The sequence below is a fragment of the Rhizobium sp. FKY42 genome (genome assembly GCF_005222835.1).
GTDB lineage: Bacteria > Pseudomonadota > Alphaproteobacteria > Rhizobiales > Rhizobiaceae > Neorhizobium.
Map to the genome: position 1 here is coordinate 124,349 of NZ_STGA01000010.1, position 13,324 is coordinate 137,672.

The window sequence follows — 13,324 nt, forward strand, 5'->3', positions numbered from 1 at the left end:
TGGCAATGAATCTCGATGACTTGATTGCAATCGACTTCCACACGCATGCTGAGGAGCCCTGCTGCGGTCCGCGCGATGATGGCTATCTGGAATTTCAGGCCGCGATGGCGACCTATTTCCGTAATCCGGCCGGAACGAATGGCATGCTGCCCTCCGTGCAGGAAACCGCAGCCTATTACCGTAAGCAGAAGATTGCTGCGGTGATTTTCGGCGTCGATGCCGAGCGCGAAACGGGCTTCCGCCGTTACAGCAACGAGGAGGTTGCGCAACTGGCCGCCGAAAACAGCGACATCCTCATTCCGTTTGCCTCTATCGACCCTGCCAAGGGCAAGATGGGCGCACGCGAAGCCCGCCGTCTGGTGCGCGAATTCGGCGTGAAGGGCTTCAAGTTTCACCCCACCATGCAGGGCTTCTACCCGGATGACCGCATGGCCTACCCGCTTTATGAAGCCATTCAGGAAGAGGGTGCCATTGCGCTATTTCATTCCGGTCAGACGGGAGTTGGCTCCGGGATGCATGGCGGCATGGGCATGCGGCTGAAATATTCCCGTCCCATCCATGTCGATGATGTGGCGGTCGACTTTCCCGATATGACGATCGTGCTGGCACATCCGTCCTTCCCCTGGACGGAAGAGGGGCTGTCCGTCGCCACCCACAAGCCGAATGTCTACATCGACATGTCCGGCTGGTCGCCGAAATACTTCCCGCCGATCTTCGTGCAATATGCCAATAGCATTCTGAAGAAGAAGATGCTGTTCGGCTCCGACTGGCCGGCCCTGACGCCGGAACGCTGGCTGAAAGATTTCGAGACCATCGGCATCAAGGACGAGGTGCGTCCGCTGATCCTGAAGGAAAACGCACGCCGCATTCTGAAGATGTAAGTGTTAGGTCAGCGCACTCAGGCTCGTTCGTATATCCCATTGACATATCCCAAAGACACGCCCTACATTATGGGGGTGTCGAACGTCGGGGAGTATATGCATGGAACAGGGCGCTGTGTTTCAAAGCAATCGCAGCCAGGCGGTCCGTCTGCCGAAAGCGGTAGCACTCCCCGATGACGTGAAGCGCGTGGACATCATCGCGATGGGGCGGACCCGCATCATCGCACCGGCGGGCGAGGTTTGGGACAGCTGGTTCGATGGCGAGGGGGCGAGCGCTGATTTCATGGCGGCGCGCGACCAGCCAGCAGAGCAGGAGCGTGAAAGCTTCTGATGCTGAAGTACATGCTCGACACCAATATCTGCATCTTCACCATCAAGAACCGCCCACAGCATGTGCGCGAGGCCTTCAACCGACATAGCAATCAACTCTGCATGAGTTCCGTCAGCCTGATGGAGCTTATCTACGGCGCAGAGAAATCTGCCCGACCCGAGCAGAACCTGAGCGTCGTTGAAGGCTTTGCCGCTCGTCTTGACGTGCTGGATTATGATGGCGCTGCGGCCAGCCATACGGGGCAGCTTCGCGCCGAGCTTGCCCGTAACGGAACGCCGATCGGTCCCTATGACCAAATGATCGCAGGACATGCCCGCTCCCGCGGTCTGATTATCGTGACCAACAATATGCGTGAATTCGAGAGAGTGCCGGGGCTTCGCTGCGAGGACTGGTCGGTAGCAGCGGAGTAACGGGTCTATAGCAGGCCCGGCTCCCGGTAGCCCTTGCGTCGCTTCTCCCGCTCGACGCGGAGGAGGGCGGCGGCTGCATCGTCTTCAGCTTCGAACGTCTGGACCATGGTCTGCCCCGACGAACCGATACGACCCCAGTTGCGAATGACCGAAACACCACCGAACAATGTCGGCTGGACGCTGAGCAAGTAGAAGCGGTGCATGTTCCGCTCAGGGTCGATGCGATGGAGATGAACCGGTGCCGTTAGTTTTCCTTGCATGGCCGGATTCTGCAGCAATCACCGGATTTCGTCCAACAAATTGCGTGAATCACTCGCTGCCGACCGATTCACGCAATTGATGCTTCTCATTTTTTCTACATCACTGCTTTTCGGGCCGGGTGGAGGATGGCCGACACTGCCGCCGCCCCAGGCGAACAGCCCGGCGATAGCGCGCACCAGCGTACTCTTGCCGGAACCGGATTCGCCCGCCACCAGCACACGCTCGCCGGGCTCGATATGCACCTCGGTCTCCTTAATGACGGCAGTGCCGTTATCAAGGGAGACGGAAAGCCCGTCGAGGGTCAGCATCGCGGTTCCCTCGGCATCGCCCCGTTTGATGCGACCAAGATCATCGCTGTTTTCCGCCTTCTCCAGACTGTCGAGAGAGACCATCAGAGACGCAACGCGACGGGCGCAGGCGTTCCAGTCCGTAAGCCTCGGGTAGTTTCGACCAGCCAGCCGAAAGCGCTCAGGACAATGGTGAAGGCAGATGCGGCCTGCATGACCTGGCCGAGCGTCATGCTGTCATCGAGGAACTTCGGGGTGCAGAGGAGGACCGGAACAACGGGCGCAATGAGCAGCGAACCCTGCGAAACGAGTATGGTGCGCATGTATTGCCACGCCAAGAGGCGCCATTGCTTGCGTACATTGCCAAAACGGCGATCCAGATCATTGCGCTCTTCTTCTTCCCCACCAAGCAGCGCGATGCTTTCGCCGTTTTCGCGAATGCGGGTCAGCGTGTAGCGGAATTCTGCCTCCATCTGGTTCTTGGCCTCCGACACCTGCACGAAGTTACGGCCGATGAAGACGATGGAGCTGGAGGTGATGGCGGCATAGAGAACGGCGGTGATAACGAGGAAGCCGGGGATGGCGACTTCTGTAAGTGGCCGAGCATTGCATGCAGGTATGCGAGCAGACGCGCCCGGGAAATTAAACTCAATCTGGCCTCCGAAAGGCATTTCCGTTTCTTCACGGAACCCAAATTGACAAGACGGTGCTTTCACTCCGTCACGATTTGCACGTTAACTGGGCCATCCAAGGAGGATTCTCGACTATGAGTTTGCGCATCAACCAGACTGCACCGGATTTCACCGCAGAAACGACGAAGGGAACGATCAGCTTCCACGACTGGATCGGCGACAGCTGGGCCGTACTGTTCTCTCATCCGAAGAATTTCACGCCTGTCTGCACGACCGAACTGGGCACGATGGCCGGCCTTGAGGGCGAATTTGCCAAGCGCAATGTCAAGGTCATCGGCATTTCTGTCGATCCGGTGGACAGCCATGCAAAGTGGAAGGACGACATCAAGCTCGCCACGGGCTTCGAGGTGGACTATCCGCTGATCGGCGACAAGGACCTGAAAGTCGCCAAGCTTTACGACATGCTGCCGGACGATGCGGGCAATTCGTCAGAAGGCCGCACGCCAGCCGACAATGCGACTGTGCGTTCCGTCTACGTGATCGGGCCTGACAAGAAGATCAAGCTCATCCTGACCTATCCGATGACGACGGGCCGCAACTTCGATGAAATCCTGCGGACAATCGACTCCATCCAGCTGACGGCAAAGCACCAGGTGGCAACGCCCGCCAACTGGAAACAAGGCGAGGACGTGATCATCACGGCAGCCGTTTCCAACGAGGATGCCGTCACCCGTTTCGGTTCGTTCGACACCGTTCTACCCTACCTGCGCAAGACCCGCCAACCGACAGGCTGAAGGCGTTCCGGCGAGAACGTTCCTCGGGCGCTGTCCTAAGCAGAAACAAACAGGACGAAGGCCGCTGTCACCCCGCAGCGGTCTTCGCCGTTTCTGGCTCGGAGCCCCACCTTTGAGAAAAGTTTCCGCAGCGCATCCGTGCGTCACCTTCGGACATCTCGACATTCGTTCAACGAGATCTACAATGTGGATCTAGCATAAATCGTACTTTGCCTGTGTTAACCGCATGTTTCGGTTGTACTGGCGCCTTGCGCTTGGTATCACGGTATCAAGATTGAAACATGATCCACATTACGGATCGAAAATGTCGTTGAGGAGCGGCTTTCGGGAGGTTCGGCAGGGTCTGGCTGACAATTGCTATCGTTGCCCATGGGAGGGGAGGCCCGTCGACAATGACGACCAATGAGGTCCTTGTTCTGGATGGTGAGCTTCTGCATGAGGGAGCGTCATCAGGTTCCCCGCTGATGCGGCCGGTTGAATTCGTTGCGGCCATTCTGCTTGTCGTGATGATCGGTCTTCTGCTGCTTGGCGTGACCTCGCGCTACGCCCTGCATCTGCCGATCGTCTGGATCGACGAGGCGGCGTCTTTCTGCTTCCTGTGGTTTGCGATGCTGGGTTCGGCTATTGCGATTGATCGCAACGAGCATTTGCGGCTCACACTCTTTCTGCGCATGGTGCCGGACCGGTTGACGGGCTATGTGAATGCACTGGCGCTGGTGCTCGTGGCAACCTTCCTCGGCGCCATGCTGATGCCTTCGCTTGACTATGTCATGGAAGAGTGGGCCGTCACCTCCGCTGCCCTGAACCTGCCGATGAGCTTTCGCGCCTCTGCGCTGCCGTTCGGCATCGTGCTGATGCTGGTTCTGGTGACTGCCAATCTCTTTCGCACGTCCAGCCTGAACCAGATCGTTCAAGCGGTCTTGACCGTGGCTGTCGTCGGATCTGCGCTCTGGTTGCTGTCGCCCGTCCTCGAGCAACTCGGCAATATCAACATCGCGATCTTCCTCTGCGGCTTTGCGGCGCTCTTCCTCGTCCTCGGCGTTCCGATCGCCTTCTGCTTCGGGCTCGCAGCGCTGTCCTTCCTGGTGTTCACCACCTGGGTGCCGCTGATCGTCATGGTCGGGCGCGTGGACGAAGGCATGTCCGGCATCATCCTGCTTTCGGTGCCGATCTTCGTTCTGCTCGGCTGCGTGCTGGATGCCACCGGCATGGGCAAGGCGATCGTGGACCTGTTGTCGACGATGTTCGGCCATGTGCGGGCCGGCATGTCCTGGGTGCTTCTGGGCTCTCTCTTTCTGGTGTCGGGCATTTCCGGCTCAAAGGTTTCCGATATGGCGACCGTTGCACCGGCTCTTTTTCCGGAGATGAAGCGGCGCGGCCACAAGCCGAAGGAAATGATTGCCCTGCTGGCGACGGGCGCGGCCATGGCCGATACGGTGCCGCCCTCGATCGTTCTCATCGTGCTCGGCTCGGCAGCCGGCGTTTCGATTGCAGCCCTTTTCACCTCCGGCTTTGCCATTGCCATGGTTCTGCTCTTCGCGCTTGCGGTTCTTGCCTGGGTCAAGGCGCGTCATGAAAATATGGACGGCGCTGTGAGAGCCTCCTGGCCCATGGCAGGCAAGGCGGCGCTGGTGGCCGCCCCGGCGCTTGTGCTTCCCTTTCTCATCCGCTCGCTGGTGGGCGGCGGCGTGGCAACCGCGACCGAGGTTTCGACAATCGCGGTTCTCTACGCCATGGTAATCGGCGCCGTGCTCTATGGCGGGATTTCGCTGAAGACACTCTATCGGATGCTGGTCGAGACCGCGGCACTTTCCGGATCGATCCTGATCATCCTCGGAACCGCATCGGCCATGGCCTGGAGCCTGACCCAGACCGGCTTTGCGTTCCAGCTCAGCGCCATGATCGCCGGACTGCCGGGTGGCTGGGTCACCTACATGATCGTCTCGATCCTGATTTTCATGCTGCTGGGCTGCGTGCTGGAAGGCCTGCCCGCCATCGTGCTTCTGGCACCGATCATGTTCCCGATCGCCAAGGCTGTCGGCATAAACGACGTGCATTATGCCATGGTCGTCGTCGTTGCCATGAATATAGGCCTGATGGCGCCGCCCATCGGCATCGGCTTCTACATCGCCTGCAAGATCGGCAACGTATCACCGGACGAGGCCATGGGTGCGATCTGGCCCTATCTCGCGGCGATGGTGATCGGCCTGCTCGTCATCGCCTTCGTGCCTGCACTATCGACCATCCTGCTCTGAGAAGGGCGGGAGGAATCATGTTTTCTTTGGGAGGAGAAACGAAAATGCTCATCAATCGACGCACTGTTCTGGCAGGTGCCGGATCCATGGCACTGACCACGGCCTTTGTTTCCCGCGCGAGGGCGGCGGAATTCAATTATAAATATGCCAACAACCTTCCGGTGGCGCACCCGATGAACGTTCGGGCCAAGGAAGCGGCGGACCTGATTGCCAAGGATACGAATGGCCGCGTTGCCATCAACATCTTTCCAAGCAGCCAGCTGGGCGCCGATACGGACATGCTGAGCCAGGTACGCTCCGGCGGCGTTGAGTTCTTCACGCTCTCGCCGCTCATTCTCTCCACACTCGTTCCGAATGCCTCGATCAGCGGCATCGGTTTTGCCTTCGCCAGTTATGACGCCGTCTGGAAGGCGATGGATGGCGACCTCGGCAAATATGTGCGCGGCGAGATTGCCAAGCAGAACCTCGTGGCCATGGATACGATCTGGGACAACGGCTTCCGCCAGATCACCAGCGCGACAAAGCCGATCAAGTCTCCCGCGGACCTGCAGAACTTCAAGATCCGCGTGCCCGTCAGCCCGCTCTGGACCTCGATGTTCAAGGCCTTCAAGTCGGCACCTGCCAGCATCAATTTCGCCGAAGTCTACACCGCCTTGCAGACAGGCGTCGTCGACGGCCAGGAAAACCCGCTGGCCATTATCTCGACGGCCAAGCTGTTCGAGGTACAGAAGTTCTGCTCTGTGACCAACCATATGTGGGATGGCTTCTGGTTCCTCGCCAACAAGCGCGCCTGGGAACGCCTGCCGGAAGACCTGCGCGGGATCGTTGCCAAGCATCTGAACGAGGCGGGCAAGAAGGAACGCGAAGACGTTGCCAAGCTGAATGCCTCCGTGAAGGACGATCTCGTGGCGAAGGGCATGACCTTCAACGACACGGACGCAAGCCTTTTCCGCGCTGCGCTGAAGGAAGCAGGCTTCTATTCCGAATGGAAGGCCAAGTACGGCGACGAGGCCTGGGGCATCCTCGAAAAGGCCGTTGGCTCCAGCCTTGGCTGATTGCCACGACAGGGAGCAGGGCAATGGTCCTGCTCCCGCTTTCCCTTTGAACAATGGCGGAGCCCAATCGTGGCAGGCAGGCTTTCAGGAAAACGCGCAATCGTCTTTGGCGCAGGCTCGTCCGGCCCCGGTTACGGCAATGGCAAGGCCGCCGCGATGGAATATGCGCGCGAAGGAGCACAGGTTGCCTGTGTCGATCTGGTTCTCGATGCGGCCAACGAGACGCACCAGCTCATCACGCAGGAGGGTTATTCCTCGATAGCGATTGCCGCAGACGTGACCAGGCAAGCATCGGTCGAGCAGGCCGTCAACCAAGCGGTGGACGCGTTTGGCGGCATCGACATCCTGCACAACAATGTCGGCGTGACCCATATGGGTGGGCCTGTCGAACTTTCAGAAGAAAGTTTCCAGGCTTCCGTCGATCTGAATATCGGCTCCGTTTACCGCACGGCCAAGGCGGTTCTGCCCATTATGGAGAAGCAGAAGGACGGCGCGATCATCAACATTTCCTCGCTCGCCGCCATCCGCTGGACGGGCTATCCCTATTTTGCCTATTACGCGATGAAGGCTGCCGTGAACCAGTCGACGGTGGCGATCGCCATGCAATATGCAAGACGTGGTATCCGCGCCAATTGCATCATGCCGGGCATGATCGACACGCCGCTGATCTACAAGCAGATCAGCGCACAATATGCGTCAGCGGAAGAAATGGTGGCTGCCCGCAGCCGCTCCGTGCCCGTTGGCCGCATGGGCGATGCGTTCGACATCGCGCGGGCAGCGGTCTTTCTCGCCTCCGACGAAGCCAAATTCATCACCGGAGTCTGCCTGCCAGTGGATGGTGGCCAGAGCTGCGCCATGGGAGCGTTTTCCTGACCATGGCAACGACGATCCAGAAGTCCGCAAGAGACGAGGGGGAGCTGAAGGGCGCCCAGGCGGTCGATCGCGCGCTCACGCTTCTTTCCATGGTAGGCCGTCACGCCGAGCGCGGGGTGGGGCTGACGGATCTCGTGGTGCAGAGCGGCTCCAACAAACCGACCGTGCGCCGTCTGCTACTTGCCCTGATGCGCGCTGGCGTCATCGAACAGGACGAGATCACGCGGCGATATTATCTCGGCGAAGAGGCCTATGTGCTGGGCACGCTATCTTCCCGCCGCTTCGGTTTGCTACAGATGGCGCAGGACGGCCTGCGGCGCATTTCACGGCGAACGGAGGACTCAAGCTTTCTCTCCGTCCGGCGCGACACATTCTCGCTCTGCCTCTACCGCGAGGAAGGCACATGGCCCGTGCGCACCCATGCCCTGCAGGCGGGGTTCGAGCATCCGCTCGGCATCGGTGCCGGATCGCTTGCCATGCTGGCTGCGCTGCCGGACCGGGAGATCGACCAGATCCTGGCCGCCAATGCCGAGATCATTGCCGACAAATATCCGATGATTGCACTAGATCAGCTTCGGGACGGGGTGGAGCAAACGCGGGCCAATGGCTACTCGCTCAATCCGGGCCTCATCCTTGCAAATTCCTGGGGCGTGGGCGTGGCGATCCGCAACCCGGACGGAAGCATTGCAGGCGCGCTCAGCATTGCCGCCATCGACAGTCGCATGCGCCCTGAACGCCAGCCGGAGCTGGCCGCTATTTTGCGCGAAGAGGTGGGGCGGATCGAAACCCGCATCGGCGAGATGATGGCCAGCCGCTCGCCATCGCGCACGGAGCCGGATCAACGAAGACAGGGTAGGAGAGCAACGTCATGAGCAAGGCACAGATCGTCGGATGGGCTCATTCGCCTTTCGGAAAGTCCCCGCTGGAAAACACGGAGCAATTGATGGCCTCGGTGGTCGGACCGGCTCTCGAGCATTCCGGCATCGGGCCGGCAGATATCGACGGCATCTTCGTCGGGGTCATGAACAACGGTTTTTCGAAACAGGATTTCCAGGCGGCCCTTGTTGCCATGGGCGATGAGCGGCTGACCTATACACCGGCCGTTCGCTTCGAAAACGCCTGTGCCACAGGTTCTGCAGCGCTCTACAGCGCTATGGACTTCATCGAAGCGGGTAGGGGGCGGATCGCCCTCGTGGTAGGAGCCGAGAAGATGACCGCGCTGCCGACGGCAGAGGTGGGGGATATCCTTCTCTCGGCCTGCTACCGTGCCGAAGAGGGCGACATTCCGGGTGGGTTTGCGGGACAGTTCGGGCGCATCGCGCAGGCCTATTTCCAGCGCTATGGCGATTGCTCGGAAGAGCTGGCAATGATCGCGGCGAAGAACCATGAAAACGGCGTTTCCAATCCCTATGCGCATATGCGCAAGGATTTTGGTTTCGACTTCTGCAATGCGGTTTCCGACAGGAACCCCTATGTGGCCGCCCCGCTTCGGCGCACCGATTGCTCGCTGATCTCTGACGGCGCGGCGGCCCTTGTGCTGGCGGATGAGGAGACAGCCGCGACCTTGTCCCGAGCCATCGGCTTTCGCGGCCGCAAGCATGTGAACGATGTGCTGGCGCTCAGCCGCCGCGATCCGCTCGCCTTCGAAGGGGCACGACGTGCCTGGGCGGGTGCTCTGCAGCTTGCCGGGGCAAGCCTTGACGATCTTGCATTTGTCGAGACGCATGACTGCTTCACCATTGCCGAACTCATCGAATACGAAGCCATGGGGCTCGCCAGACCGGGCGAGGGGCGGCACGTGGTGCGCGAAGGGCTGACGGCCAAATCCGGACGGCTGCCCGTCAATCCATCCGGCGGATTGAAGGCCAAAGGCCACCCGATCGGCGCAACGGGCGTTTCCATGCACGTGATGGCGGCTATGCAGCTTTCCGGCGAGGCGGGTGACATGCAGGTGAAGACGTCAGGGCTTGGCGGCGTGTTCAACATGGGAGGGACCGCCGTTGCCAATTACGTTTCCATCATGGAGCGGGTGCGATGACGGACAGCGATCAGGCTGCTCCGCTGGGGGGCGTTTCTCCCGCCACGACACGCGTCATGAACCTCGCGCATTTTCTGACGCAGTCTGCCCGACGCTTGCCCAACGCGATCGGCTTCGTCTGGGGTGAGCGGCAATGGACCTGGTCCGAGCTGGAGGCGCGGGTCGATGCCATGGCCGAGGCTCTGGTCTCGCGCTTTGGTGTGCGAAAGGGTGACCGCGTCCTCGTGCAGTCGTCGAACAACAACCAGATGTTCGAGTCGATGTTTGCCTGCTTTCGCATTGGGGCCGTTTGGGTGCCGACCAATTTTCGCCAGTCGCCGGACGAAGTTGCCTTTCTGGCGCAGGCGAGCGGGGCGAGGGGCATGATCTGCCATGCGGCGTTTGCCGCGCATGCTGAAGCCTGCCAGCAGGCCGGGCAACTGGACTTCGTGATTGCGATCGGCTCTGCCGATTTCGGTCCCGACTACGACGTCATTGTAGAGGAGCATTTGGGGAGGAGAGTAGAGAGCCCGCCGATTTTCCGGGATGATCCCTGCTGGTTCTTCTTCACCTCCGGCACGACGGGGCGCCCGAAGGCCGCCGTTCTGACTCACGGCCAGATGGCCTTCGTAATCACCAACCATCTATGTGATCTGATGCCCGGCACCGGGCCCTCCGATGCCTCAATCGTCGTTGCGCCGCTGTCGCACGGGGCAGGGGTTCACCAGCTGGTGCAGGTGGCGCACGGGGTGAAGACAATTCTGCCGGCAGCCGAAAAACTGGACGTTGCGGCAATCTGGCAGCTGGTGGAGCAATGGAAGGTATCCAACCTGTTCACCGTTCCCACCATCCTGAAGATGCTGATCGAGGATCCGTCGGTGGACCGCTTCGATCATTCTTCGCTTCGCTATGTGATCTATGCAGGCGCGCCGATGTATCGAACCGATCAAAAGCGGGCACTGGCGAAACTCGGACCGGTTCTGGTGCAATATTTTGGCCTCGGCGAAGTGACCGGCGCAATCACCGTTCTTCCGCCCCACCTTCATTCGCCGGAAGACGGGCCAGAGGCCCGGATCGGCACCTGCGGCTATGACCGGACCGGGATGCAGGTCGAGATCCAGGACGAGGCAGGCCGTGAAGTCGAGGCGGGCACGACGGGCGAGATCTGCGTCATCGGACCGGCGGTCTTTGCGGGCTACTACAACAATCCGGACGCGAATGCCAAAGCGTTTCGGAATGGCTGGTTCCGGACCGGCGACCTTGGTCACCGGGATGCGGACGGCTTCATCTACATCACGGGCCGCGCGTCCGACATGTATATTTCCGGGGGTTCGAACATCTATCCTCGCGAGATCGAGGAGAAGATCCTTGCGCATCCGGATATCAGCGAGACGGCTGTGCTGGGCGTGCCGGATCCCGTCTGGGGAGAGGTCGGCATTGCTGTCTGCGTTACCCGGCCGGGGGTTTCGACGGAAAGCATCGATCTCAGGGCTTTTCTTGAGGACAGGATTGCCCGTTACAAGCTGCCCAAGGCGGTGATCTTCTGGGAGGCCATGCCGAAATCGGCCTATGGCAAGATCACCAAGAAGATGATCCGCGAGGAACTGGAACGACGCGGCGAATTGCCGGTGTTTGGCGAGACGGAAAGCGCCTGAGGCGCCGTCGCAGGGCAGGAGAGGATTTGCAATGGGAACGAAACAATCCGTGGCAATAACCGGCGCAGCATCCGGCATCGGCCTTGCGACCGCCCGCCTCCTTCATGATCGCGGCTGGCAGGTCTGGCTTCTCGACCTCCAGCCGGAGGCGCTCTCCAGCGCCTGCCGTGCACTGGAACTTCCTGCAACGCGGGGGCTGGTTTGCGATGTTTCCTCCAAAGGGGGGGTGAACCTGATGACACTGGTGAACGCCGTTGCGCCCGGCCCCATCGATACGCCATTGACCCGCAAGGTACATACGCAAAACGTTCGGAAGCAGTGGTCGCACCGCGTCCCGATGGAACGCTATGGCACGTCGGAGGAAGTCGCGAGCGCCATTGCCTTCCTCATCTCGGACGAGGCAAGTTACGTGAATGGCCAGATCCTGGCTTTGGATGGCGGCTTCGTGACGGCGGGCCTTGCGGTATGACAGTCACTGAGGAGCCAGCACTGCCGCGCCATATCGTTCATCCCGGCTCCGTGACGCCTGAGCGAGTTCGCGCCGTGGTGTGTCATGTCCAGCCGGTGCGGATTTCGCTGAAGACAGGGTGCACAATCAACGAGGCGATTGCACAAGGCTTTGCACAACAGGGTTTCGAGGGCGGTTATGTTCGCCTGACACAGGTTCCCATGCGCACCCTCAACTATGTGATGCCCGCCGCGGCGCCGGATGAGAGCCACGCCGCCTGGTACAGCGAAACTTATGCCATGCCGGGAGGCGTGATCCTCGATGCAGCACTCCACGCAGGACGACGGGAAGACAAGCCCTTCCTGCATTGTCATGGCGCATGGCAAGATACAGAGGGGCGCATCGAGATGGGGCATCTACTGCCGTTCGAGGCCGAACTCCTTGAGGAAACGATCGTCGATGCCGTAGCCATCAGCGGAGCGCTTTTTGTGACACGCCACGACACGGAAACCAATTTTTCATTGTTCAACCCGGAGAAACGCCCTGATGCGGTGACAGCGGAAGCATCAGCCTCTCGCGCGATACTGGCGACAGTGCGCCCCAATACCGATCTTTGCAGGGCCGTGGAGGAAATCTGCAGAGCCTTCGACATCCGGGATGCACAGGTTCATGGGCTCGGCAGCCTTGTCGGAGTCGATTATGAAGATGGGACGACGCTGACGGCGCATGCAAGCGAACTCTATATCCGAAATGGCACTGTGACACAGCAGAACGGCACCGGCCATGCTGCCCTCGATATCGCGATGGTGGACCTGACCGGCCGTCACAGCCGTGGATTGCTCAAGCGCGGTCTCAATCCTGTTTGTGTCACGGCGGAAATCCTGATCGTCGAGAGCAAGCCCGCGGTTTGACGGATTCTTTCCCGAACCGTTGCGTTCGAAAATGGAATATACCCCCTCCGCGCCACATGTGGCGGAGGAGTTAAAATGTCCGCAGGGTGCTGAACACCCCCTTTGGCTTTGAATAGGTCTGATCAATCATTCACTCGGCAGCCTGCTGCTGCAACAGCGCTTTCTCCCGCCGTGCAATCACAGCCGGATCGCTCGTGACATCCGTCTTGCGACCCGGAACACAGAATGCTTGTCTGAATGAAAGGCGATCGGGGCGCCGTGGTGTTTGAGATAGATCCAGTGCTTCGAAATAGGTGAAGGCGCTTTCCGAGCGGACAAAACGCAACTGCATCAACTTGCCGGTTGCATCGTCAACGAACACCAGAAGCGAGCACGACGGGCCGCGGTCCTCAAACCAGTGATGTTCAGATCAAATACATGCGCTGCCGACACCACAGTCATCCGGCCAGCGTTGAACTTAACCAGCTAGAAGGGCGAAAACTGTCGCATCTCTAACTGGCCCAACTGTCGCATT

Annotated in this window: 13 protein-coding genes and 2 pseudogenes; 12 read left to right on the forward strand and 3 right to left on the reverse strand. The window is 60.0% G+C overall.

The genetic code is table 11. The features are described from left to right. Window positions 1–5 precede the first annotated feature (5 nt). The 3 genes from E8M78_RS05990 (at window position 6) to vapC (ending at window position 1,622) form a co-directional block, all read left to right on the forward strand. Entirely contained in the window at window positions 6–881 is an 876-nt protein-coding gene (locus E8M78_RS05990) for an amidohydrolase family protein (RefSeq protein ID WP_137134219.1), read from the forward strand. A 100-nt stretch (window positions 882–981) separates the two neighbouring features. Further along, a complete protein-coding gene (gene vapB / locus E8M78_RS05995; protein ID WP_137134205.1) occupies window positions 982–1,212 on the forward strand; it encodes a type II toxin-antitoxin system VapB family antitoxin in 231 nt (76 codons plus the stop codon). Continuing rightward, window positions 1,212–1,622 carry a tRNA(fMet)-specific endonuclease VapC gene (gene vapC, locus E8M78_RS06000; RefSeq protein ID WP_137134206.1) on the forward strand — a complete coding sequence of 137 codons (411 nt, stop codon included), beginning with the start codon at window positions 1,212–1,214 and terminating at the stop codon, window positions 1,620–1,622. Before vapB ends, vapC begins: the two co-directional genes overlap by 1 nt. A 5-nt stretch (window positions 1,623–1,627) precedes the next feature. Here the strand turns inward: vapC and E8M78_RS06005 are convergent, their stop codons facing one another. Further along, on the reverse strand, window positions 1,628–1,882 hold the full coding sequence (locus tag E8M78_RS06005; RefSeq protein ID WP_137134207.1) for a WGR domain-containing protein: 255 nt from the start codon (window positions 1,880–1,882) through the stop codon (window positions 1,628–1,630). Window positions 1,883–2,014: 132 nt separating this feature from the next. Further along, window positions 2,015–2,751 (reverse strand): annotated as a pseudogene (locus tag E8M78_RS06010) (SbmA/BacA-like family transporter); the annotation flags it as partial. 185 nt (window positions 2,752–2,936) lie between these two features. Between E8M78_RS06010 and E8M78_RS06015 the strand changes: the two are divergent. The 9 genes from E8M78_RS06015 to E8M78_RS06055 all read left to right on the forward strand — a co-directional run bounded on the left by E8M78_RS06015 (window position 2,937) and on the right by E8M78_RS06055 (window position 12,810). Next, the gene (locus E8M78_RS06015; protein ID WP_137134208.1) at window positions 2,937–3,596 is read left to right on the forward strand and encodes a peroxiredoxin; all 660 of its coding nucleotides are present in this window, start codon (window positions 2,937–2,939) and stop codon (window positions 3,594–3,596) included. 392 nt (window positions 3,597–3,988) lie between these two features. After that, on the forward strand, window positions 3,989–5,851 hold the full coding sequence (locus E8M78_RS06020) for a TRAP transporter large permease subunit (protein WP_137134209.1): 1,863 nt from the start codon (window positions 3,989–3,991) through the stop codon (window positions 5,849–5,851). Window positions 5,852–5,895: 44 nt separating this feature from the next. After that, complete coding sequence (locus E8M78_RS06025; protein WP_137134210.1) at window positions 5,896–6,906, forward strand: TRAP transporter substrate-binding protein; 1,011 nt, start codon at window positions 5,896–5,898, stop codon at window positions 6,904–6,906. Between the two features lie 69 nt (window positions 6,907–6,975). Further along, complete coding sequence (locus E8M78_RS06030; protein WP_137134211.1) at window positions 6,976–7,779, forward strand: glucose 1-dehydrogenase; 804 nt, start codon at window positions 6,976–6,978, stop codon at window positions 7,777–7,779. Window positions 7,780–7,781: 2 nt separating this feature from the next. Then, window positions 7,782–8,651, forward strand: coding sequence for an IclR family transcriptional regulator (locus E8M78_RS06035; protein ID WP_137134212.1), 870 nt, complete (start codon window positions 7,782–7,784; stop codon window positions 8,649–8,651). Continuing rightward, window positions 8,648–9,817, forward strand: a complete 1,170-nt coding sequence (locus E8M78_RS06040) for an acetyl-CoA acetyltransferase (RefSeq protein WP_137134213.1) — start codon at window positions 8,648–8,650, stop codon at window positions 9,815–9,817. Before E8M78_RS06035 ends, E8M78_RS06040 begins: the two co-directional genes overlap by 4 nt. Beyond that, on the forward strand, window positions 9,814–11,451 hold the full coding sequence (locus tag E8M78_RS06045) for an acyl-CoA synthetase (protein ID WP_137134214.1): 1,638 nt from the start codon (window positions 9,814–9,816) through the stop codon (window positions 11,449–11,451). Before E8M78_RS06040 ends, E8M78_RS06045 begins: the two co-directional genes overlap by 4 nt. 31 nt (window positions 11,452–11,482) lie before the next feature. Further along, window positions 11,483–11,920, forward strand: a complete 438-nt coding sequence (locus tag E8M78_RS06050) for an SDR family oxidoreductase (RefSeq protein WP_137134215.1) — start codon at window positions 11,483–11,485, stop codon at window positions 11,918–11,920. Beyond that, complete coding sequence (locus tag E8M78_RS06055; RefSeq protein ID WP_137134216.1) at window positions 11,917–12,810, forward strand: DUF296 domain-containing protein; 894 nt, start codon at window positions 11,917–11,919, stop codon at window positions 12,808–12,810. The genes E8M78_RS06050 and E8M78_RS06055 overlap by 4 nt, the downstream gene beginning before the upstream one ends. Before the next feature lie 210 nt (window positions 12,811–13,020). Here the strand turns inward: E8M78_RS06055 and E8M78_RS06060 are convergent. Then, window positions 13,021–13,216: pseudogene (locus E8M78_RS06060) on the reverse strand (ISNCY family transposase); the annotation flags it as partial. Window positions 13,217–13,324: the final 108 nt, after the last annotated feature.

Bases quoted from the DNA above. Each gene is read 5' to 3' on its own strand.
- E8M78_RS05990 (WP_137134219.1), top strand. From the start codon at position 6: ATGAATCTCGATGACTTGATTGCAATCGACTTCCACACGCATGCTGAG.
- vapB (WP_137134205.1), top strand. From the start codon at position 982: ATGGAACAGGGCGCTGTGTTTCAAAGCAATCGCAGCCAGGCGGTCCGT.
- vapC (WP_137134206.1), top strand. From the start codon at position 1,212: ATGCTGAAGTACATGCTCGACACCAATATCTGCATCTTCACCATCAAG.
- E8M78_RS06005 (WP_137134207.1), bottom strand. From the start codon at position 1,882: ATGCAAGGAAAACTAACGGCACCGGTTCATCTCCATCGCATCGACCCT.
- E8M78_RS06015 (WP_137134208.1), top strand. From the start codon at position 2,937: ATGAGTTTGCGCATCAACCAGACTGCACCGGATTTCACCGCAGAAACG.
- E8M78_RS06020 (WP_137134209.1), top strand. From the start codon at position 3,989: ATGACGACCAATGAGGTCCTTGTTCTGGATGGTGAGCTTCTGCATGAG.
- E8M78_RS06025 (WP_137134210.1), top strand. From the start codon at position 5,896: ATGCTCATCAATCGACGCACTGTTCTGGCAGGTGCCGGATCCATGGCA.
- E8M78_RS06035 (WP_137134212.1), top strand. From the start codon at position 7,782: ATGGCAACGACGATCCAGAAGTCCGCAAGAGACGAGGGGGAGCTGAAG.
- E8M78_RS06040 (WP_137134213.1), top strand. From the start codon at position 8,648: ATGAGCAAGGCACAGATCGTCGGATGGGCTCATTCGCCTTTCGGAAAG.
- E8M78_RS06045 (WP_137134214.1), top strand. From the start codon at position 9,814: ATGACGGACAGCGATCAGGCTGCTCCGCTGGGGGGCGTTTCTCCCGCC.
- E8M78_RS06050 (WP_137134215.1), top strand. From the start codon at position 11,483: ATGGGAACGAAACAATCCGTGGCAATAACCGGCGCAGCATCCGGCATC.
- E8M78_RS06055 (WP_137134216.1), top strand. From the start codon at position 11,917: ATGACAGTCACTGAGGAGCCAGCACTGCCGCGCCATATCGTTCATCCC.